Below are 21,483 nucleotides of genomic sequence, written 5' to 3' on the forward strand. Positions count from 1 at the left end.
TTCAAGAAACAATCTATTCATCAGAAAATTACTCTCTTAACGCAAATTTTATCATTTCTCATCCTAATTCTGTAACAAAACAAATAAGTTAACGTCACATATACTAATTAAAAACAAATTAAAATTAAATTTCAATCAATGAGAAAAAGAGTTATCACTCTAGCTTCAGCTTTATTAGTAGGTTTTTCTGCTAATGCACAAAAAGTGGAGTTTGAAGAATACGATTTAAATAACGGAATGCACGTTATTTTACATCAAGACAGTTCTGCGCCTGTAGTTACGGTAGCGGTTATGTACCATGTTGGATCGAAAGATGAAGAAACTGGAAAGACAGGAATGGCGCATTTTTACGAGCATTTATTATTCACAGGAACAAAAAATATTGGTCGTGGTGAATGGAATAAAATTGAAGCTGCCAACGGTGGAACAGGAAATGCAAATACCAACTGGGATAGAACTTACTACTACGAAACTTTCCCTTCTAACAACTTACAGTTAGGTTTATGGATGGAGTCTGAGCGTTTATTACACCCAATTATCGACCAAAAAGCAGTTGATACACAAAACGAGGTGGTAAAAGAAGAAAAGCGTCAACGTATGGATAATGCTCCTTATGGAAAAATCATTTACGGAGATGTTTACAACCACATTTTTGACAAGCACAATTATGGTAGACCAATGATTGGTTACATTAAAGATTTAGATGCTGCTACTTTAGCAGAGTTCCAAGATTTTTACAACAAATGGTACATGCCTAACAATGCAGTGTTAGTAGTAGCTGGTGATTTTGAAAAAGCTAGTACTAAAAAAATGATTAAAGAGTATTTTGAACCAATTCCTGCACGTACACTTGCTAAACGTGTAAAAGTTGTTGAGCCAGAAAGAACTCAAGAAAAAAGAGTTAAAGAATACGATTCTAACATTCAATTACCAGCTCTTTTATTAGCTCACAAAACTCCTTCAATGAAAGAAAGAGATTCTAAAATTTTAGATGTTATTTCTACTATTTTAAGTGACGGAAGAAGTTCTCGTTTATACAAAAAGTTAGTTGACGATAAGAAAAAAGCCTTACAAGTATTCTCTTTTGCAAGAACTTTAGAAGATTATAGTGTGTACAATATCGGTGCGATTCCTTTAGGAGAAACTTCTTTAGATGACTTAATTAAAGAAATGGATGAAGAAATTGAGAAATTACAAACGGAATTAATTTCTGACAGAGACTTACAAAAGGTACGTAACAAGTTCGAAAATCAATTCGTTGCTTCAAACTCAAGCATTGAAGGTGTTGCAAACTCTTTAGCAAGAAACTATATGTTAGTAGGTGATACCAATCAAATTAATAAAGAGTTGGAAGTTATCAACTCTATCACCAAAGAAGAAATTAGAGACGTAGCTAAAAAATATTTAGCTAAAAATCGTCGTGTTGTTATCGAATATTTACCAAAAAAGAAATAATCATCTAAACTGAATTTTAATGAAAAAAATATTTTCAATAATCACAATATTATTTCTATCATTAACTGTTTCAGCACAGATTGATAGAACCCAACAACCAAAACCAGGACCTGCTCCTAAAATTAATTTAGGAACTCCTAAAAAATTCACATTGCCTAACGGATTGCGAGTTTTAGTGGTTGAAAACAACAAATTACCTAGAGTAACTGCAACTTTAACGATAGACAATCCACCAATGTCTTTTGGAAACAAAAAAGGAGTTGAAGGTTTGTTAAGCGGAATGTTAGGTACTGGATCTACAAATACTCCAAAAGCTAAATTTGACGAAGAAGTTGACTTTTTAGGAGCAAACATCTCTTTTTGGAACGAAGGTGCAAGAGCAAGCTCATTATCAAAATACTTTCCAAAAGTATTAGGTTTAATGGCAGATGCTGCTTTTAACCCTGTGTTTACTCAAGAGGAGTTTGACAAGCAAATGAAGCAAGCTCTTGACGGGATTAAATCGAACGAAAACAACGTTGCTGCTATTGCTGGTAGAGTAGAAAGTGCTTTAATCTATGGTAAAAATCACCCTTATGGAGAATTTACAACAGAAGAAACCTTAAAAAATGTTACGCTTCAAGATGTAAAAGATTTATACAACAACACCTATAAACCAAACAATGCGTATTTAATTATTATTGGTGATATTACTTTTAAGGATGCAAAATCTCAAGTTGAAAACTTATTCAACGGATGGAAAAAAGGAGAGTTAGCAGCTCAAACTTTACCAAAAGTTGAAAACCCTACAACTACTGAAATCAACTTTATCGATATGCCAAATGCTGTTCAGTCAGAATTAGCAATTGTAAATGCTGTTAATTTAAAAATGGGTGATAAAGATTACTATGCTGCTTTATTAGCTAACCAAATTCTTGGTGGTGGTGGTACTGGTAGATTGTACAAAAACCTTCGTGAAGATAAAGGTTATACTTACGGAGCTTACTCAGGAATTGGAGCTGACAGATACGCATCTCGTTTTAAAACTTCAGCATCGGTAAGAAACATGGTTACTGATAGTGCTATGGTTGAAGCGATGAAAGAAATCAACAAAATTCGTTACCAAAAAGCGACTCAAGAAGAGTTAGATATTGCGAAAGCAAAATACATTGGAAGCTTTGTTCGTAATGTTGAAAAACCTCAAACTGTAGCGAATTACGCATTAAATATTTTAACAAATAACTTACCTGAAGATTATTACCAAAACTATTTAAAAAACATTAACGCTGTAACGCTAGACGATGTTCAAAATGCAGCTATTAAATATTTTAAAGGCGATAAAGCTCGTATTATCATTACTGGTAAAGGAATTGATGTTTTAAAGAATTTAGAAAAAACTGCTGATTACAAAATCAACTATTTTGACAAAAACGGAAACCCTACCGAAAAGCCTGCAATGAAAAAAGCAATTCCTGCTGGTGTAACCAAAGAAACTGTACTTAACAAGTATTTTGATGCTATTGGTGGTACTGATAAAATTAAGAGCTTAAAAACAACCATGGTTGTTTACGGTACAGAAATGCAAGGAACAAAAATTGAAAGCACTGAAAAAAGAAATGCTACACATTATGCTAATACAACAGCAATGAATGGAAACGTTATGATGAAAGTTGTAATGGATAAAAGTGCTGTAAAAATGAACGGACAAGCGTTACCTCCTGCTATGGCAAATGATATGACGCAACTTTTAGGAGTTTTTCCTGAAATTGGTTTATTAGCTAATGCTGATGCTAAATTAACAGGTATCGAAACTATTAACGGTAAAGAAGTATATGTAGTTGCTAAAAAAGGAGCTGTTGTTTCTACTTCTTTTTATTATGATGTTAATAATGGTTTAAAATTAAAAGAAACCCAAACAATTAACATGGGTGGACAAACACAAAACCAAGAAGCTTTATACAGTGATTATAAAGATTTTGGTGGAGTAAAGTTTGCTACTAAAAAAACAGGAAGTTTAGGCCCACAAAAAGTACAATTCATTTTAAAAGAGGCTAAAATCAACGAAGGAGTTACTGACGCTGATTTTCAATAATAAATAAACTTTTTAGTTAAAAATTAAGAGAACCAAGACGCAAGTTTTGGTTCTTTTTTTTTGTAAAAACTAACCCCTTACACCTAACTACTGACTACTGACTACTGACTACTAAAAAAACTACTTCGCCTTATTCACCAACCAAACACCTAATAAAATTATTCCGCCAGCAAAAAATTGAATAAAACTTAATTTTTCACCATCAATAACGCCCCACATAACCGCTACGACAGGTATTACATACGTTACTGAAGAGGAAAATACAGGTGAAGAAATATGTATTAATTTATTAAATAACACTTTAGCTATTCCTGTTCCAAAAATGGCTAAAACAGCTACATAACCTAAGGAATTCGTTGTGTTAGGAGTTACTTCAAACGTTGAGAAAAAACCAGAAAAAGTCAATACCAATAACGCTGGAATCGATAGCAACAGAAAATGTCCTGTCGTAATTGCCAAAGCATCTAAATCTGATAAATATTTTTTAATAATATTCACGTTAAAAGCATAGCCTACAGAAGCAATAATCACCAACAAAGCATACCAATAATTTTGGTTCGGATTTAGCTCTGCTCCTTTTAAAATCAAAACCAACGTACCAATTAATCCAACTAAGATTCCGATAAGTTGTTTCTTTTTAAACGCAAAACCAAACACTAATGCTCCGAACATAAACGTATTAAAAGGCGTTAAGGAATTTAAAATAGCTGCGATAGAACTATCAATTCCATTAATGGCAAAAGCAAACAAAAAGACCGGGAAGAAAGTTCCTAAAGCGGCAGTTATTGCAATGTATTTCCAATGCTTTTTTTCAATTTTCCGAATACTTCTAAACCCAATTAACAATAAAAAAACTGCTGAAATTAACATTCGTAAAGCTCCTACTTGTACTGGGGTTAAACCAATAAGCGCCTTTTTCATCAAAATAAAAGAGCTTCCCCAAACTAGCGAAAGCACAATTAAAAACAACCATTTTTGTTGTTGCTTATTCATTATCAAGTATTTTAATAACAAAAGTCGCTTATTTATATTTTAAATTTTGATTTTATTAATAAATTTGCAGAATAATTCAATAAATAAAAATGATGAAATTTTTAAAAATATTTTTTGTTGCTGCTTTTGTAAGTTTAACAATGATTGCTTGTAAAAGTGAAGCTAAAAAAGAAGAAGCTCAAGAACAAAAAACCGAAACAGTAGCAGAAGCTAATCCGCAAGAACTTTCATTAAACATTTCAGGAATGACTTGTGAAATAGGATGCGCTAGAAAAATAGCTTCTGATTTAAATAAAAAGGATGGAGTTTTAGAAGCTAACGTTGTATTTAACGATAGTATTGCAACTATAAAATATGATGCTAACAAAACTAACAAAGCTGAATTAATTGCTTTTATTGAAGGAATTGGTAGCGGTGATATGTACAAAGCTGCTGAAACTACTAAAAAAGTAGATGAGAAAGCTTGTAAGGCTGATTGCACTATGGCATGTTGCGCAAAAAAAGATGCTGATAAAAAAGCTTGTGGCGACGATTGTAAAAAAGAGTGCTGTACAAAAACAGAAGCTGAAAAAGCTGCTTGTAAAGAAGATTGCACTATGGCTTGTTGTGCTGAAACAAAAAAAGCATAATTGCTTATTTTAAACAATATTGAAAGCTCCTAAATTAGGAGCTTTTTTTATGGCTTTTAAGTATCTTTGCTAAAACTTTTCATCAGATGAAGAAACATTTTCCTCTCATTGTAAAAATCTCGTTAATTGCGGTATATGTAATTTTTTTAGCTGGTTCTGTTGTTCGTATGACAGGTTCTGGAATGGGCTGTCCTGATTGGCCAAAGTGTTTCGGATATTACATTCCGCCAACTTCTGAAGAAGAAATTACTTGGCAACCTAATTACGAGTACAAAAAAGGAATGATTATCGTAAAAGATGAAGCGTTATTTGTTGCGGGACATAACATTAAAACCACTGATGAATTTAATGCTAACAATTGGGAAAAGTACACCAAACACGATTACGCTAAGTTTAATAAATTTCATACTTGGACGGAATATATTAACCGATTGAGTTCTGCTTTGGCTGGGATTCCGTTTCTATTTTTAATTTTTGTTTCTGTTAAATTTTGGAAAGAAAATAAACAAATCACACTTTTATCATTCGGAGCTTTCTTTTTAATGCTCTTTGAAGCGTGGCTTGGAAAAACGGTGGTAGACTCAAACCTAAAACCTACAATTATCACCATTCACATGGTTGGTGGTTTGGTAATTATAGCCCTGTTATTATGGCTACTTTACATCGTTTCTGATCGTAAAAAAGCATCTTACAAATACAATTCATTATTTAGCAAGCTAGTTATTATTTCAGCTGTATTTTCTTTAATTCAAATTGCTTTAGGAACACAAGTACGCCAATTTATTGACGAACAAGTAAAATTACACGGATTTGAAAACAAGCACTACAGCTTAATGGATCCTAACCTTAAATTTTACATTCATCGCTCGTTTACCATAGCAATTGTATTGGTAAACTTGGGATTATTTTACTTAAATCAAGTAAAGAATTTAGGTTATAAACTAGTAAACTGGATAGTTTTCTTAATCTTTTTAGAAACGATTACAGGTATTTTAATGTACTATGCAGAATTCCCTTTAGGCACGCAAGCTGTGCACTTATTATCAGGTGCTATTTTATTCGGATTACAATTTTATTTGTGGTTACAGAGTAGGAAAGTAACGATTCAATAGCTTAATCTTTCCATTCTAACGTTTCCATCATATGAATCATATCTTTTTTGATGTATTCAACTGCTGGTAAAATAGAATCGTAATTTGGTTTTGTATAAAAGAATAAAGACCCTTTTAAAAAGTGCTTAGAGCTGTCTGTTGCATGAAACTGCACTTGCGAAGCTGCATCCCCTAAAATTTGATATAAACTCCCGTAAACCTTAGTATTTGGATTTACATATTCTACAGGTGCGGTAATTTGATCTGCTTTTATAGCATGTTCAAACACTAATTTTTCCGACTCCATTAACAACTCCCTCAAATTTCCTTCAATTGGACGATACGTAATATCTACCGATGCTTTTAAAGTTGGATACTCAACCTTAATCCAGTTTTTTGGTAAGTTTTTAGATTGTGTTATTTGAGTTGTTTCAAAAGAATATGGCTTTTGAAGTGGCATTTTGCTGTACCTTTTACTAGGATACTCTAAACTTAAATATGCTTTAGGTTTAGGTAAGGTTTCTTCACTACAACTTATCAAAAATATTGCTGATGCCAGCAAAAAGAATTTACGCATTTCGGGTAACTTTTACTTGTTTTATACGTTTTTTAGCCAACGCTTCAATAGTAAACGTATAATTACTGAAGTTTATTTTTTCGCCTTTTTTAGGAAACTTTCCAGAAACTTCTAAAATAAAGCCTGCGAGGGTTTCACTTTCTCCTTTGGCCTCTTCAAATTTCTCTTCATCTTCATCATCTAAGACACGGCAAAAATCTTTGATGGTTATTTTTCCTTCAAAAATATAATTATTTTCATCAAGTTTCGAGTAGATCAAATCTTCATCATCAAATTCATCATTAATATCACCTACAATTTCTTCAATAACATCTTCTAAGGTTACAATTCCACTTGTTCCTCCGTATTCATCAACTACAATAGCTAGGTGTTTTTTCTTTTCTTGAAACTCAATCAATAAATCGTCTAACTTTTTGTTTTCAGGCACAAAAAATGCTTCCCTTAATAGATTTTGCCATTTAAATGTCTTCTTATTCAAATGCTCCAATAAATCTTTTGCATACAACACCCCAACAATGGTATCCATATTTTCACGATATACAGGATTTCTTGAATAACCGTTCTTTAAAATCATTTGTAGCACCTCTTCATAACTTGCATCTTCTGAAATGGCACAAACATCGGTTCGAGGTTTCATAATTTGTACTGTTTCGGTATTTCCAAAACTTACAATTCCCTCTAAAATTTTTTGTTCTTCTTTGGTTGTAGCATCATCTGAAGTTAGCTCTAACGCTTGTGATAAACGCTCAACTGAAAGGTTGTTGTTTTTGTTTCCTAGTCTATTTTCTATAACACTAGTTAACTTGATAAGCGGAAAACTTAACGGAGTTAACAAGGTGTTTAAAACCTGAATTGGTTTTGCCATCATTTCGGCAAACTGCAATGATTTTCTGCTTGCATATACTTTTGGTAATACTTCTCCAAACAATAAAATTAAAAAAGTAATCAGTACAATTTCAATCAAAAAAAGTACAGAAACATTGAAGAAATAAAAATCTAGCTCATAATCTAACCCCGTAAACAATACCTTACCAATATTTGCAAATAACAATACAATAAGAATGTTAATGAAGTTATTGGTAATTAAAATTGTACCTAGTAATTTTTTGGGATCATTTAATAATTTTACTACTGTATTTTCATCTTTCGAATTTGATGACAACTCATCTAACTCGGTTTGTGAGATTGAAAAAAACGCTACTTCAGTTCCTGAAACTAGTGCAGAACAAATTAATAAAAGCAGTAAAAGCAAAAGGTTAACGGTTGTTAACCAATCAAAACTTGATAATAATAAAAATAAAGGTTCGGGTTCTGGATCCAATTTTTAAAATTTAATTATACTAAAATGGTAAATCGTCATCTTCTTCAGGAGCTACACTTGGTGGTGTAGGATTTCCTTGCATTGGTTCTGCGCTAGATTGCGGACTACTTGGGTCTTTTTTAGTAGATAAAAACGTCATGTCTTGTACATGAATTTCGGTAGCATATCGTTTTTGACCATCTACTTCATACTGACGCGTTTTTATACGACCTTCGCAATACACACGATCTCCTTTGGTTAAATATTTTTCACAAATTTCAGCCAATTTATTACGCACTACAATATTATGCCATTCAACATTGGTTACCTTTTCTCCGGTTTGACGATTGGTATAGGTTTCATTAGTAGCTAATGGAAAACGCCCTATCGAATTTCCTCCTTCAAAATAGTGCATTTTAACCTCATCACCTAAATGTCCTATTAAAATAACCTTGTTTATTGTTCCTGCCATAGCATTATAGTTTAGTGTAAAATCAAATATACAAAAATTAGGACTCCTTGTTTAGATATTCCTCCAAAAACTTATCAATCAGCACTGGCACAGGTTGCTCTTTTACTTTTGACCAACTCATTGTATTCTCACTAACATTGGTCGTTTTTACTACCCAAAACTTCGTAACTAAATGTTGATGTGACAATTTATGAACAATATCTTCTTTATTAAAAAGTGATATGGTGGTTTCTTCAGGAAATAATTTTACGAATTGATCATGCTCTATCAACTCTTTTTCGTCCGTTTCTTTTTTTGTTTCCACAAGTGGAAATTGATACAATCCTTGCCAAATTCCTTTTCCAACACGCTCTTCTAATACTGTTTGGTTATCCTCTGTAACTGGTACCAAATAATTAAAATAACGTTTCTTTATTTTGATTTTCTTTTCTTTTACAGGAAGTTCTTTTACACTGTTATTTGCCAATGCTACACAACTTTCAGCTAGCGGACATTCATCACACAGCGGATTTTGAGGCTTGCAGTGTAAAGCACCAAAATCCATGATAGCTTGGTTGTACACTCCTGGTTGCGTCTCATCAATTACAGTTTGTGCTAACTTTTTAAACTCTTTAATTCCTTTGGTAGAATTAATAGGAGTAGCTATTCCAAAATAACGAGATAACACTCTATATACATTACCATCTACCACAGCAACAGGCTCATCATAGCAAATAGACGCAATTGCTGAGGCGGTATAATCGCCTACTCCTTTTAATTGTAATAATTCTTTATAGCTTTTAGGAAATACGCCTTTAAACTCTTCCGAAATATAATTAGCTGTAAAATGTAAATTTCTTGCTCTTGAATAATAACCCAAACCTTGCCATAATTTTAACACTTCACTTTCTTCAGCTTTTGCTAAATCAAATACTGTTGGAAAAGCTTCTGTAAACTTTAAAAAATACGGTAAGCCTTGCGCAACGCGGGTTTGTTGTAACATAATTTCACTTAACCAAACACGATACGGATCTTTAGTTTTTCTCCAAGGAAGTTCTCTTTTGTTTTGTAAATACCAGAAAATTAATTGTTTAGATAAAGACATTTATGTAAATTGTGCCGGCAAAATTAACATATTTTATTTAGATATTTTTATTCTTATTTTTTTCGGAATAGATTAATTATCATATATTTGCACCCTCAAAAATTCAAAAAGTAATTTCAAAAAAATATATAGAATGACAAAAGCAGATATCGTATCTAAAATTTCAGATAAGAGTGGAATTGAAAAAGCAGATGTTTTAGCGACTGTTGAAGCATTTATGGACGAAGTAAAAGATGCATTAGAGAGTGGAGATAATGTATATTTAAGAGGTTTCGGTAGTTTTATTATTAAAACTAGAGCAGAAAAAACTGGTAGAAACATTTCTAAAAATACTACTATCAAGATTCCTGCACACAACATACCTGCTTTTAAACCTTCTAAGGTATTTACTGAAGGTGTAAAAACTAAAGTAGCCGTAAAATAATTAAGAAAGTATTAACCAAAAGCCTTATTAACTAAGGTTTTACAAAACATTTTAACTATGCCAAGTGGTAAAAAAAGAAAGAGAGCTAAGATCTCTACACACAAAAGAAAGAAAAGAGCGAGAGCAAATCGTCATAAGAAGAAAAAGTAAGCAGTAGCTTACTTTTTCGTTGCTTTTATAAGCTACGTTCATTGACATTAAGGTTTTAACACCTTAAAATGGTATAAATTATACCTGTTTACAAATTTTAATCCGTCTTCGTAAGCAATTACGACGGCATAAAACCATATTCAGAATGAAAACAGAATTAATAATTCGTTCCAATTCTTCTGATATTGATTTCGCCTTACTAAGAGATGGTAAACTTATTGAGTTAAACAAAGAAACAAGCGACCATAATTTTTCAGTCGGGGATATTTTTCTTGCTAAAATAGGAAAAGTAATGACTGGTTTAAATGCCGCTTTTGTAAATGTTGGTTATCCTAAAGATGGTTTTTTACACTATCACGATTTAGGACCACAAGTACAATCTTTAAACAAATTCATTAAGAAAGTAAGCACAGGTAATTACAAAGAGTTCACTTTAAAAAACTTTCGTTTTGAAGAAGACATCAACAAAGACGGAAGTATTAACGATGTACTAAAATCAGGTCAAAGTTTATTAGTACAAATTGTAAAAGAACCAATATCTACCAAAGGTCCGCGTATTAGTTCGGAACTTTCAATAGCAGGTAGGTTTTTAGTTTTAGTTCCTTTTTCTAACCGTATATCGGTATCACAAAAAATAGCAGATCCGAAAGAAAAGGAACGTTTAAAAAAATTAGCAAAAAGTATCAGACCAAAAGGGTTTGGACTTATTTTACGTACTGTTGCCGAAGGTAAAAAGGTAGCAGAACTTGACAAAGATTTACAAAACTCACTTGACCGTTGGAAAACAATGTGTAAACGCATTGCTAATAATAACACCCCAACTAAAATATTAAGTGAGTTAAACAGAGCATCTTCAATTTTAAGAGATGTAATGAACGATTCTTTTACAAGCATTGTAACCAACGATGAAACTTTAAAAGTTGAAATTAAAGAGTATTTACAAGAAATATATCCTGAAAAGGAAAACATTGTAAAACTTCATGCGTCTGAAGTACCTATTTTCGAAAAATATGGTATAGAACGTCAAATTAAAACATCGTTTGGTAAAACAGTTTCTATGAGTAAAGGGGCTTATTTAGTTATAGAGCATACCGAAGCTTTACACGTAATTGATGTAAATAGTGGTAACCGCTCTAATAAGTCTTTAAACCAAGAAGAAACTGCCTTAGAAGTTAATTTAATTGCTGCCAGTGAAATTGCTCGTCAATTACAATTGCGAGATATGGGAGGAATTATAGTTGTTGACTTTATTGATATGAAATCTGCTGAAAACAGACAGAAATTGTATCAGCACTTAAAAGACGCGATGGCTTTAGACCGTACTAAACACAAAATTTTACCTCCGAGTAAATTTGGTTTAGTACAAATTACAAGACAACGTGTACGACCTGAGTTAGAGATAAAAACACGTGAACCAAATCCAAATAAAAATGGAGAAGTAGAAGCTCCTATTGTCTTATTAGATAAAATAGAAGCAGAACTTGAACGCCTTATAAATAGTGGTAAAAACTATAAGGATATTACTTTAAATGTACATCCTTTTATAGCTGCTTATTTAACAAAAGGCGTGAACTCTATCCGTTTTAAATGGTTTGTTCAATACAAAAAGTGGATAAAAGTATTACCAAGAGATGCTTACCAGTACTTACAATATAAATTCTATTTTAAAAAGAAGAAAAAAAAGTAAGTAAGGCAATCTTATTATGAAATAAAAAACCCGTATCGTTTGATACGGGTTTTTTTTATGTTTAAAACCAAAACCCTAAGTTAAATAACCAATAATGTTCAGAGTGATCTGGTGACCAAGTATATTTTAATTCAACAGGTCCAATAAACGTTTCTACGCTATAACCTAAAGCATATCCTGATTTGGTGTTTTTAAATAAGCTTCCTTTATCAAAAATATCTTCTTCTACACGAGCATAATTGGCAATAAACATTGCGTAATGATTTTTTAAAACCTCATAACGCAGATTAAATTCTGATCTTAAGTAAGACTGATTATTTAAACCTCCTGTATCATAACCATACATAGGAATGAAATTATTAATATAGTTTTGATTGTATCCTCCTAAGTGATAATCAAAAATTTCGAATGACTTTTTTCCTAAAGTATATCCTGCTTGTGAGGTATATTGAAAAGTCAATTTATCATAAAAAGTAGTAGCAAACCCTATAGTACCTCCCAACTGTGAAAATTGATGAAATGGCTCGCTATTGGGTAATAGTCCTTCTAACCTATTATTCCTATCAGACCATAAAAACCACTTAAAGCCTATATCTGCATAAAACCCTCTAGTAGGAAACATTTCTTTATCATAGGTATCTAATTTTAAGTAAGAGAAGGTATTTATATAGTTACTTCTATCAAAAAAATCTTCTTTCCCATCTGTTGATATGTTTTGTGTGCTTGCTTCAATATTTTTATGTTCTGCTCCTATACCAATTGCAAACTTTTTATCAAAGGTTGTTTGGAAGTATAATGAACTTGAAAAATCTGAATACTTTCCGTTTATAAGCCCTGTATCATAAATGATATCACTATTGAAAGAGTTGTATCTTGTACTAAAACCATAACTTGTTAAAAATCCGTTATCCACAAAATATTCTAAGTTATATCTGATTTTATCACCAATACCAAAATCAACAGAAAGTTCATCATTTTGAAAAAGCAACTTTTTATGATTATAATTCAATAAGACTGCTGACTTATACAGTAAATCATAATGTAACCCAAGACGTAAATAAGACTGAATTTTTTCTTCTTTTACTGTTAGCTCTAGTTTTTTCCCATGGAAAGATTTATCGAAATGATAATCAATTCTAGTAAAGTTTTTTGTCGCTGTTAAGGTGTTTATTTTCTTAGAGATTTCTTTGTAAGAAACACTATCTCCTTCACGTAATTGCAACTTTCCTAAAATATAATTATTGGTATAGTTTTTATTTCCTTTAATAATAATTCTATCAACAATAAACTTTTTCTCTTTTAGTTCTATTTTAGGTAATTTTCTTTTACTAGGCTGCATTTTTGCAATACTATCAAAAACCACTCTGTACTTTTTTGCTGCTTTATACCCTTCATCTAAAACTTCATTTTTTTGATCAAAACCTATAACACTATACTCTATAACATTTGGACGGATATAAACATTTAGCAACTCAATTTGTTCATCAGACTTCTTATACATTTGAAAGTTAATAATCTGCATCAACAAAGAAGCTACAGAAACTAACTCATCTTTTTTTAATAACTCTCCTTGAACGCTGACTCCTATTATGATATCAACTCCTTTCTTTTTCATAACATCAGCAGGAAAGTTATTTACAACTCCACCATCAACCAATAATTTCCCTTCAATATCTACCGGATTTAATAAAGATGGAAAAGCAGCACTTGCTCTTAGTGCAAGCGGTAATGAACCAGTTTCTAAAACTTCTTCTTCACCTGTTTCAATATTGGTACCTATACAATAAAAGGGAATTGGAAGTTTAGAGAAATCGTTAATTTCATCAACTGGTTCTAATAATTCAGTCAAAAAATTCAAAATGTTTTGTCCTTTAGATAAACCCAAAGGCAAGCCTAAACTTCCTTTCTTTATCGGAAGAGATACCGCGTATTTTTCACCGTTAACTTTACTAAAAAAAGGTTTTTCTTTTCTTGGAACTTTATCTTGTAGCAAACTCATAAAATCTGTTTCAAAAACAGCTTCTTCTATTTGATCGGCTGTATAGCCAGCAGCGTATAAACCTCCTACAATAGCTCCCATGCTTGTACCACCAATATAATCGATCTGAACACCAGCTTTTTCAAGCTCTTTTAATATCCCTATATGAGCTATACCTTTTGCACCACCACCACTAAGTACTAAACCTACTTTAGGTTGTTCTTGGGCCAGCATCAGCGCAGGAAATAATAATAAAATTAGCAACTTTTTCATTCTTCTTTTTTTTGATAATATTGATATATTTTTTGAGCCCTTGCATTACCTACCACTTCCTTTAACTCTTCTAAGCTAGCACTTTTAACACGTTTGGCTGATTTAAATTTACGTAATAAATTGGTGATTGTTTGCTTTCCAATATCAGGAATTTGCTCCAATTCTGATTGAATAGCACTTTTACTTCGTTTATTTCTGTGGAAAGTGATTCCGAAACGGTGTGCCTCGTTACGTAAATACTGAATTATTTTAAGCGTTTCAGATTTTTTATCTAAATACAACGGAACAGAATCTCCCGGATAATAAATTTCTTCCAAGCGTTTTGCAATTCCTATAATAGCTATTTTTCCTCGTAAATCCAACGCATCTAAACTTTTTAAAGCAGATGATAATTGTCCCTTTCCTCCATCAATAACGATTAACTGAGGTAATGGTTGTTCTTCATCTAACAATCGTTTATACCTGCGGTATACAACTTCCTCCATCGAAGCAAAATCATCAGGACCTTCTACTGTTTTGATGTTAAAATGACGATAGTCCTTCTTGCTTGGTTTTCCATCTTTAAAAACCACACAAGCAGCCACAGGATTCGTTCCTTGGATGTTCGAGTTATCAAAACATTCAATATGACGTGGTTCTTTCCCTAATCGCAAATCCTTTTGCATTTGCGCCATAATTCTTTTTACATGACGATCAGGATCCACAATTTTTATTTGTTTAAACTGCTCTTGACGGTAGAATTTCGCATTGCGTTCAGAGAGTTCTACAATTCGTTTTTTATCTCCTAGTTTTGGAATAGTTACCTTAACATCTTTACCAACACTAACTTTAAAAGGCACAAAAATTTCTCGTGACAACGAATTAAAACGCTGGCGAGTTTCAATAATAAATAACTCTAAAAGCTCTTTATCGGTTTCATCTAATTTTTTCTTAATTTCTGTAGTATACGATTGTACTATAGAACCGTTCATCACCTTAAAAAAGTTTGCATATCCATGCGATTCATCAGAAATAATGGAAAACACATCTACATTGTTAATCGACGGATTGACAATTGTTGATTTTGCTTGATAATTCTGCAACGCCCCTAATTTTTCTTTAATCTTTTGTGCTTCTTCAAAGCGCATATCGGCAGCAAAATCGAGCATTAGCTTTTCAAATTGCTGTAAGCTTTCTTTAAAATTCCCTTTGATAATGTTTCGAATAACTCTTATATCTTCTAGATAATCTTCTTCCGTTTGATATCCTTCACAAGGACCTTTACAATTTCCTAAATGATATTCTAAACATACTTTGTATTTATCAGCATCTATCTTATCCTGACTTAAATCGTAATTACAAGTACGTAACGGATACAGCTCTTTAATTAAATCTAATAAAGCATGTACCGTTCGCATATTGGTATACGGACCAAAATATTCCGAACCATCCTTCACAACTCTTCGTGTAGAAAACACGCGCGGAAATCGCTCCTTTTTAATACAAATCCACGGATACGATTTATCATCCTTCAACAACACATTGTATCGTGGTTTGTATTTCTTGATTAAATTATTCTCAAGCAATAATGCATCTGTTTCCGTATCAACCACTACATGCTCAATACGAACAATTTTCTTGACTAAAACTCGCGTTTTTCCGTTCTCGTGATTCTTAGTAAAATACGACGAAACGCGTTTTTTTAAGTTCTTAGCTTTTCCTACATAAATAATCACATCCTCTTTATCAAAATATTGATAAACTCCAGGTGAATTAGGCAGTGTTTGTATTTGAAGTTCTAGCGGTGTTGGCATACAACGAAAATACAATTTTTTAGCCTTTTAAAAGGGTATAAACGCTAGTTTTAGTACCTTTACGATATGGGTAAACTTATTGATAATTTTGGAAGACAAATTAGCTACGTTCGATTAGCGGTAACCGACCGTTGTAACTTGCGTTGCCAATATTGTATGCCTGCACACGGTATTGATATTGTGCCTCGTGAAGAACTACTTACCTACAAAGAAATGTACCGCATTATCAGAGTACTTACCGAATTAGGGGTGAACAAAGTTCGATTAACTGGAGGTGAACCTTTTGCACGTAGAGATTTTATGTCGTTTTTAGAAATGTTATCGTATAACGATTTACTAAATGCTATCAATATTACCACCAATGGTGCGCTTGTTTCTAAACACATCAAAGACTTAGAAAAGCTTGAAAAAATAAAAACCATCAACTTAAGCATTGATAGTTTACATGCCGATAAGTTTGCCAAAATTACACGTCGTGATGTATTTTCCGAAGTATATAAAACATTTGAACTACTAGAAAAAAGTCCACTCAATTTAAAATTAAATGTAGTAGTACAATCGGGTTTTAATACTGATGAAATTGTTGACTTTGTTGCATTAACCAAAGAAAAAAATATTGCGGTTCGCTTTATTGAAGAAATGCCTTTTAACGGAAAAGGACAACGAAACACTAAAGAAGTATGGAATTACAATAAGATTTTGAACGAAATACAATCAAATTATAATATTACACAACTCATCTCAGAAAAATCTTCTACCTCACGAAATTTTTCTATTGAAAATCATATAGGAACTGTAGGAATTATTCCTGCTTTTACTCGTACTATATGTAATGATTGTAACCGAATTAGAGTTACCTCGACAGGAACTTTTAAAAACTGTTTGTTTGATGATGGTGTTTTTAATCTGAGAGATTTTATTAGAAATGGTGCCAGTAATGAAGATTTGAAAGCCTTGTTTTTATCACTCATAAAAGAAAAACCTGAGAATGGTTTTGTTGCTGAGGCTAATAGAAAAGGAAATGTAACCGAAAGTATGAGTACAATAGGCGGATAATTTCAATGTGTTAATTAGATAATTTGAAAATGTAATAATTAAACTCTTAAACAACTCAACAATTACACTTTTACAGATGATTACAGTAGAAGAAGCTAAACATATAATTTTAGAAAACACACAAGATTTCGGAGTTGAAGAAATTCCCTTTTTAGAAGCTGTCGACAGAGTTTTAAAAGAAGATATTGTTGCCTATAGAGATTTTCCTCCATTCAACCGAGTGGCAATGGATGGTATTGCAATCAATCATCGTTTTTTTAAGCACGGTGTTCGCGATTTTAAAATTGAAGGAATTCAGCCTGCAGGAACACCTCAGCAAACTATGGAGAATGCTTCAAACTGTTATGAAGTGATGACAGGAGCCTGCTTACCTAACAATACAGATACGGTTATTCGTTACGAAGATGTAGACATCAATACCTTAATGGCAACTATCAATATTGATAAAATTACCGAAGGGCAAAATATTCATGTACAAGGTTCAGACAAAACCAAAGAAGAAGTTCTTATTAAAAAAGACACAATTATTTCTGCTGCTGAAATAGGGGTTTTAGCTACTGTAGGTAAAGCTATGGTTAAAGTAGCCAAACAACCTAAAGTAATGATTGTTTCTACAGGTGATGAATTGGTTGACACTCATGAAACTCCGTTAGCACATCAGATTAGAAGAAGCAATGTATACACCTTAGTTTCTTTATTGAATGATTTAAAAATCCCCGCAGACACAGCTCATATTACGGATGAAAAAGCAATTTTAAAAGAAAAAATAGCGTCTTTTCTACAAGAATATGACGTGTTATTATTTAGTGGAGCTGTAAGCAAAGGAAAGTTTGATTTTTTACCTGAGGTTTTAAATGAACTGGGTGTTAAAAAGTTATTTCATAGAGTTTCACAAAGACCTGGAAAACCTTTTTGGGCAGGTGTTACAGATAACTGCAATGTGTTCGCTTTTCCTGGGAACCCTGTTTCAACATTTGTAAATTGTTTGGTCTATTTTTATCCTTGGCATTATAAATCTGTTGGAGTTTCTTCCGAAGAAAAAACAGTAATTTTAGCAAAAGACATCACTTTTAAACCCAATTTAAGCTGTTTTTTACAAGTAAAATTAACTTCGGAAAACGGACAAGTATACGCAACTCCAATACAAGGAAATGGTTCAGGTGATTTAGCAAGTTTGGTCGAAGCTGACGGCTTTATTAAACTCCCAAAAACTGAAGAGATAGAATTTAAAAAAGGAAGTGTTTTTCCGATACTGACGTATCGTAGTTTTTAATTATTAATGTTTAGTTTTGAGTTAAAAATTTAAAATGAAGGAAAGTATTGTTCAAAGCAAAAGTTTTCAATTCTCTTTAAAAATAATTTCTCTGTACAAAAAACTGCAACAAGAAAAAGAGTTTATAATTTCAAAACAGCTTTTAAGAAGTGGAGCTTCAATAGGAGCTAATATAGAAGAGGCTTTAGCAGGACAAAGTAAAAGAGACTTTATAGCTAAAATGTCTATTTCTTCAAAAGAGGCTAGAGAAACTAAATATTGGTTACGCCTATTAAAAGAAAGTAATTTAACAAATATTGATGTTACAGATATACTTTCGGACATCCATGAGCTAATTAGGCTATTAACAGCAATTGTAAAAACATCACAACAGAGTTTAACTAAAAATTAAAAACTCAACATTCAAAACTTATATAAAGTGAGCAACTTTTCCCATATAAACGAGCAAAACCAACCTAAAATGGTAAATGTTTCTGATAAAAAAATCACGAAACGTACCGCTATTGCCAAAGCAACTATGTTTTTAGGTTCAGAAATTGTGAGTCATTTTACCAATGATGAACTCATCACTAAAAAAGGACCTGTTTTTCAAACAGCTATCATTGCTGGAATTCAAGCCGTAAAAAAAACTTCTGATATCATCCCAATGTGTCACCCTTTATTAATCAACGGAGTGGATATTGACATCAATATTGTAGACGATGAACATTTAGAAGTCATTTGTAAAGTAACTATCGAAGGTAAAACAGGAGTAGAAATGGAAGCTCTTACTGGAGCTTCAGCAACTTGTTTAACTATTTATGATATGTGTAAAGCTATCAGTCAAAAAATGGTAATTAAAGAAGTAAAGTTAGTAGAAAAAACAGGTGGTAAATCGGATATTAAAAATGGATAAAAAACATACTAAACATACAAACTTAGTTAAAAAACATAATGATAATTTTGCTCCTAATGAAGTAGCTATTTTAGGAACTAAGTGTGGGGTTATCGCTGATTTAGTTCATAACGTTTCAAAAAGATTATCGAACTATAACTTAGGGTATTTTGATGCTTCACATGCTAAAGATGTTGAGCAAAAGACCCTAACTGAATACACCTTTCATCAAGAAGGAAATTTACAAATAAAGACTACTTCTTCAGTAAACAAATACGAACAACGTTTACAGTTTTACAATCATGATTTAGTATTCATCAATGGAAATCATTACCAAGGAGCTAAACAAATTTTAATTTTAGATGATGAAAAGGAAGCTTCTGTAAAAAAGAGGTTAGACCAACTAACCAGCATTCAATTTGTAATTAAACTGAATGAAAACTCAAAATATTTTGATTGTTTACTAGAACGTTTTCCAAATATCAAAAATAGTACTTCTTATACAATTAATGAGATTGATAAAATCTCCAACCATTTTCATAATCTCGTTAAACAAAACATAGCCCCTATAAAAGGACTGGTATTAACCGGTGGAAAAAGCACTCGAATGGGAAGTGACAAATCAGAGTTAGTGTATTATAAAAAACCTCAAAAAGAACATGTAAAAGAGTTGCTAGAAAACAACAATTTAGAAACTTTTTATTCTGTTCAAGCCTCCTCAGAAAAAGAGAATGAAATTCATGATATCTTTTTAAATTTAGGACCTTTTGGAGGTGTTTGCTCTGCTTTTCAAAAAGATCCAAACTCAGCATGGCTTGTCATGGCTACAGATGTTCCGTTTGTAAACAATGAGCTTATTCAATTGTTATTACAAAAGAGAAATCCTTCTAAAATAGCAACTACTGTAAAAGGGAAAAACAAAGAATTCCCTGAACCTTTAATCACCATTTACGAACCAAAAGCCTACGGAAAATTATTAGCCTATTTAGCGCAAGGATATTCGTGCCCACGTAAAATGCTCATTAACTCTGATGTTGAAATTATTGAGGTTGATGATAACTTAATAAGAAACATCAACACTCCTGAAGAGTTTGAGCAGGTTAAAAAAGAGCTCAATTCATAATAAAAAAGCACTTAAATCTAGATTTAAGTGCTTTTTTGTACCAAAGGTGGGACTCGAACCCACACGCCCTTACGAGCATCGGATTTTGAATCCGACGTGTCTACCAATTCCACCACTTTGGCTTTTGGTGAGTGCAAATCTATAAAATATTTCATTTAAAATATCTTTTAAACTCTTAAAATAGTTTTATTTTTGCCCCAACAACAACACTAACTAAAATATCCTTATTCTAAATGGCTACAACTCAACTAAGCCCAAAAATATTTGCTTGTTCACAAAGTATTGAATTAGCAGAAGAAATCGCTAATGCATACGGAGTTGAACTCGGAAATGTAACCACTACCCACTTTAGCGATGGAGAATTTCAACCTGCTTTCGAAGAATCAATCAGAGGAAGAAGGGTTTTCATTATAGGATCTACATTTCCTTCAACAGATAATTTAATGGAAATGTTACTTATGTGTGATGCTGCTAAGCGTGCATCTGCAAGACATATTACTGCTGTAATGCCTTACTTTGGTTGGGCTCGTCAAGATAGAAAAGACAAACCTCGTGTAGCTATTGGAGCTAAATTAGTAGCTAAATTATTAGAAACCGCTGGGGCTACTAGAATTATGACGATGGATTTACATGCTGATCAAATTCAAGGTTTCTTTGAAAAACCAGTAGATCACTTATTTGCTTCTACCATCTTTTTACCTTATGTAAAAAGTTTAGGTTTAGATAACTTAACTATTGCATCACCAGATATGGGAGGCTCTAAAAGAGCTTACGCATATTCTAAATACTTAGAAAGTGATGTAGTTATTTGTTACAAGCAGCGTCAAAAAGCCAATGTAATTGCTCACATGGAGCTAATTGGTGAGGTAAAAGGTAAAAATGTAATTCTTGTAGATGATATGATTGATACAGGAGGAACATTAACTAAAGCTGCCGATTTAATGATGGAGCGTGGTGCAAAAAGTGTACGTGCTATTTGTACACACCCTATCCTTTCAGGTAATGCCTATGAAAGAATTCAAAATTCGCAATTAACAGAGCTAATCGTTTCAGATACAATTCCTTTAAAAAAGAACATTTCTAAAATAAAAGTTGTATCTTGCGCCGCTTTATTCGCTGATGTAATGCATAAAGTTCAAGACAATACATCTATTAGCGATAAATTTTTAATGTAATATAA

Annotated in this window: 19 protein-coding genes and 1 tRNA gene; 12 read left to right on the forward strand and 8 right to left on the reverse strand. The window is 32.3% G+C overall.

Annotated features, from left to right (window positions below):
* Positions 1-138: 138 nt before the first annotated feature.
* Positions 139-1,455 carry a M16 family metallopeptidase gene (locus tag ACR9ES_RS08335; RefSeq protein WP_435253879.1) on the forward strand — a complete coding sequence of 439 codons (1,317 nt, stop codon included), beginning with the start codon at positions 139-141 and terminating at the stop codon, positions 1,453-1,455.
* Positions 1,456-1,474: 19 nt separating this feature from the next.
* Positions 1,475-3,526, forward strand: a complete 2,052-nt coding sequence (locus tag ACR9ES_RS08340) for a M16 family metallopeptidase (RefSeq protein ID WP_435253880.1) — start codon at positions 1,475-1,477, stop codon at positions 3,524-3,526.
* 120 nt (positions 3,527-3,646) lie between these two features.
* Here the strand turns inward: ACR9ES_RS08340 and ACR9ES_RS08345 are convergent, their stop codons facing one another.
* Positions 3,647-4,519, reverse strand: a complete 873-nt coding sequence (locus ACR9ES_RS08345; RefSeq protein ID WP_435253881.1) for a DMT family transporter — start codon at positions 4,517-4,519, stop codon at positions 3,647-3,649.
* Between the two features lie 89 nt (positions 4,520-4,608).
* On the opposite strand from ACR9ES_RS08345, the gene ACR9ES_RS08350 reads away from it, so the two are divergent.
* Both ACR9ES_RS08350 and ACR9ES_RS08355 read left to right on the forward strand, forming a co-directional pair.
* Positions 4,609-5,148, forward strand: coding sequence for a cation transporter (locus ACR9ES_RS08350; RefSeq protein WP_435253882.1), 540 nt, complete (start codon positions 4,609-4,611; stop codon positions 5,146-5,148).
* An 86-nt stretch (positions 5,149-5,234) separates the two neighbouring features.
* Positions 5,235-6,260 (forward strand): COX15/CtaA family protein, encoded by a 1,026-nt coding sequence (locus ACR9ES_RS08355; RefSeq protein ID WP_435253883.1) that lies wholly within the window; start codon positions 5,235-5,237, stop codon positions 6,258-6,260.
* 1 nt (position 6,261) lies between these two features.
* Here ACR9ES_RS08355 and gldD read toward each other — a convergent pair whose 3' ends face one another.
* From gldD to mutY, 4 genes are read right to left on the reverse strand one after another with little or no spacing between them, the layout of a single operon-like run.
* Entirely contained in the window at positions 6,262-6,816 is a 555-nt protein-coding gene (gene gldD / locus ACR9ES_RS08360) for a gliding motility lipoprotein GldD (RefSeq protein WP_435253884.1), read from the reverse strand.
* Entirely contained in the window at positions 6,809-8,137 is a 1,329-nt protein-coding gene (gene gldE, locus ACR9ES_RS08365) for a gliding motility-associated protein GldE (protein ID WP_435253885.1), read from the reverse strand. The genes gldD and gldE overlap by 8 nt, the downstream gene beginning before the upstream one ends.
* A 19-nt stretch (positions 8,138-8,156) precedes the next feature.
* Positions 8,157-8,588: a single-stranded DNA-binding protein gene (locus ACR9ES_RS08370; protein ID WP_435253886.1), complete on the reverse strand. Its 432-nt coding sequence runs from the start codon at positions 8,586-8,588 to the stop codon at positions 8,157-8,159.
* A 37-nt stretch (positions 8,589-8,625) separates the two neighbouring features.
* Positions 8,626-9,672, reverse strand: coding sequence for an A/G-specific adenine glycosylase (mutY, locus tag ACR9ES_RS08375; protein ID WP_435253887.1), 1,047 nt, complete (start codon positions 9,670-9,672; stop codon positions 8,626-8,628).
* Between the two features lie 133 nt (positions 9,673-9,805).
* Here mutY and ACR9ES_RS08380 point away from each other — a divergent pair, with 133 nt between their 5' ends.
* Both ACR9ES_RS08380 and ACR9ES_RS08385 read left to right on the forward strand, forming a co-directional pair.
* On the forward strand, positions 9,806-10,096 hold the full coding sequence (locus ACR9ES_RS08380) for an HU family DNA-binding protein (RefSeq protein ID WP_120185941.1): 291 nt from the start codon (positions 9,806-9,808) through the stop codon (positions 10,094-10,096).
* Between the two features lie 295 nt (positions 10,097-10,391).
* Entirely contained in the window at positions 10,392-11,933 is a 1,542-nt protein-coding gene (locus ACR9ES_RS08385; RefSeq protein WP_435253888.1) for an Rne/Rng family ribonuclease, read from the forward strand.
* Between the two features lie 61 nt (positions 11,934-11,994).
* On the opposite strand, the gene ACR9ES_RS08390 is transcribed toward ACR9ES_RS08385, so the two are convergent.
* Both ACR9ES_RS08390 and uvrC read right to left on the reverse strand, forming a co-directional pair.
* A complete protein-coding gene (locus tag ACR9ES_RS08390; RefSeq protein ID WP_435253889.1) occupies positions 11,995-14,184 on the reverse strand; it encodes a patatin-like phospholipase family protein in 2,190 nt (729 codons plus the stop codon).
* Entirely contained in the window at positions 14,181-15,977 is a 1,797-nt protein-coding gene (gene uvrC, locus ACR9ES_RS08395) for an excinuclease ABC subunit UvrC (RefSeq protein WP_274635003.1), read from the reverse strand. Before uvrC ends, ACR9ES_RS08390 begins: the two co-directional genes overlap by 4 nt.
* A 66-nt stretch (positions 15,978-16,043) precedes the next feature.
* Between uvrC and moaA the strand changes: the two genes are divergently transcribed.
* From moaA to ACR9ES_RS08420, 5 genes are all read left to right on the forward strand, one after another.
* Entirely contained in the window at positions 16,044-17,033 is a 990-nt protein-coding gene (gene moaA / locus ACR9ES_RS08400; protein WP_274635004.1) for a GTP 3',8-cyclase MoaA, read from the forward strand.
* Positions 17,034-17,109: 76 nt separating this feature from the next.
* Positions 17,110-18,306: a molybdopterin molybdotransferase MoeA gene (locus ACR9ES_RS08405; RefSeq protein WP_274635005.1), complete on the forward strand. Its 1,197-nt coding sequence runs from the start codon at positions 17,110-17,112 to the stop codon at positions 18,304-18,306.
* Between the two features lie 34 nt (positions 18,307-18,340).
* A complete protein-coding gene (locus ACR9ES_RS08410; protein WP_274635006.1) occupies positions 18,341-18,697 on the forward strand; it encodes a four helix bundle protein in 357 nt (118 codons plus the stop codon).
* 27 nt (positions 18,698-18,724) lie between these two features.
* Positions 18,725-19,201: a cyclic pyranopterin monophosphate synthase MoaC gene (gene moaC / locus ACR9ES_RS08415; protein WP_435253890.1), complete on the forward strand. Its 477-nt coding sequence runs from the start codon at positions 18,725-18,727 to the stop codon at positions 19,199-19,201.
* On the forward strand, positions 19,194-20,303 hold the full coding sequence (locus ACR9ES_RS08420) for an NTP transferase domain-containing protein (RefSeq protein ID WP_435253891.1): 1,110 nt from the start codon (positions 19,194-19,196) through the stop codon (positions 20,301-20,303). Before moaC ends, ACR9ES_RS08420 begins: the two co-directional genes overlap by 8 nt.
* 38 nt (positions 20,304-20,341) lie before the next feature.
* Here the strand turns inward: ACR9ES_RS08420 and ACR9ES_RS08425 are convergent.
* Positions 20,342-20,425: transfer RNA gene (locus tag ACR9ES_RS08425), tRNA-Leu, on the reverse strand.
* A gap of 111 nt (positions 20,426-20,536) precedes the next feature.
* On the opposite strand from ACR9ES_RS08425, the gene ACR9ES_RS08430 reads away from it, so the two are divergent.
* Positions 20,537-21,478 carry a ribose-phosphate pyrophosphokinase gene (locus ACR9ES_RS08430; protein WP_435253892.1) on the forward strand — a complete coding sequence of 314 codons (942 nt, stop codon included), beginning with the start codon at positions 20,537-20,539 and terminating at the stop codon, positions 21,476-21,478.
* The last annotated feature ends 5 nt before the right edge of the window (positions 21,479-21,483 follow it).

Source organism: Tenacibaculum sp. A30 (assembly GCF_051200845.1).
GTDB lineage: Bacteria > Bacteroidota > Bacteroidia > Flavobacteriales > Flavobacteriaceae > Polaribacter.

Bases quoted from the DNA above. Each gene is read 5' to 3' on its own strand.
- ACR9ES_RS08350 (WP_435253882.1), top strand. From the start codon at position 4,609: ATGATGAAATTTTTAAAAATATTTTTTGTTGCTGCTTTTGTAAGTTTA.
- ACR9ES_RS08385 (WP_435253888.1), top strand. From the start codon at position 10,392: ATGAAAACAGAATTAATAATTCGTTCCAATTCTTCTGATATTGATTTC.
- ACR9ES_RS08420 (WP_435253891.1), top strand. From the start codon at position 19,194: ATGGATAAAAAACATACTAAACATACAAACTTAGTTAAAAAACATAAT.
- ACR9ES_RS08335 (WP_435253879.1), top strand. From the start codon at position 139: ATGAGAAAAAGAGTTATCACTCTAGCTTCAGCTTTATTAGTAGGTTTT.
- moaA (WP_274635004.1), top strand. From the start codon at position 16,044: ATGGGTAAACTTATTGATAATTTTGGAAGACAAATTAGCTACGTTCGA.
- ACR9ES_RS08405 (WP_274635005.1), top strand. From the start codon at position 17,110: ATGATTACAGTAGAAGAAGCTAAACATATAATTTTAGAAAACACACAA.
- ACR9ES_RS08380 (WP_120185941.1), top strand. From the start codon at position 9,806: ATGACAAAAGCAGATATCGTATCTAAAATTTCAGATAAGAGTGGAATT.
- ACR9ES_RS08370 (WP_435253886.1), bottom strand. From the start codon at position 8,588: ATGGCAGGAACAATAAACAAGGTTATTTTAATAGGACATTTAGGTGAT.
- ACR9ES_RS08430 (WP_435253892.1), top strand. From the start codon at position 20,537: ATGGCTACAACTCAACTAAGCCCAAAAATATTTGCTTGTTCACAAAGT.
- ACR9ES_RS08355 (WP_435253883.1), top strand. From the start codon at position 5,235: ATGAAGAAACATTTTCCTCTCATTGTAAAAATCTCGTTAATTGCGGTA.
- gldD (WP_435253884.1), bottom strand. From the start codon at position 6,816: ATGCGTAAATTCTTTTTGCTGGCATCAGCAATATTTTTGATAAGTTGT.
- ACR9ES_RS08340 (WP_435253880.1), top strand. From the start codon at position 1,475: ATGAAAAAAATATTTTCAATAATCACAATATTATTTCTATCATTAACT.
- ACR9ES_RS08410 (WP_274635006.1), top strand. From the start codon at position 18,341: ATGAAGGAAAGTATTGTTCAAAGCAAAAGTTTTCAATTCTCTTTAAAA.
- mutY (WP_435253887.1), bottom strand. From the start codon at position 9,672: ATGTCTTTATCTAAACAATTAATTTTCTGGTATTTACAAAACAAAAGA.
- ACR9ES_RS08345 (WP_435253881.1), bottom strand. From the start codon at position 4,519: ATGAATAAGCAACAACAAAAATGGTTGTTTTTAATTGTGCTTTCGCTA.
- uvrC (WP_274635003.1), bottom strand. From the start codon at position 15,977: ATGCCAACACCGCTAGAACTTCAAATACAAACACTGCCTAATTCACCT.
- ACR9ES_RS08390 (WP_435253889.1), bottom strand. From the start codon at position 14,184: ATGAAAAAGTTGCTAATTTTATTATTATTTCCTGCGCTGATGCTGGCC.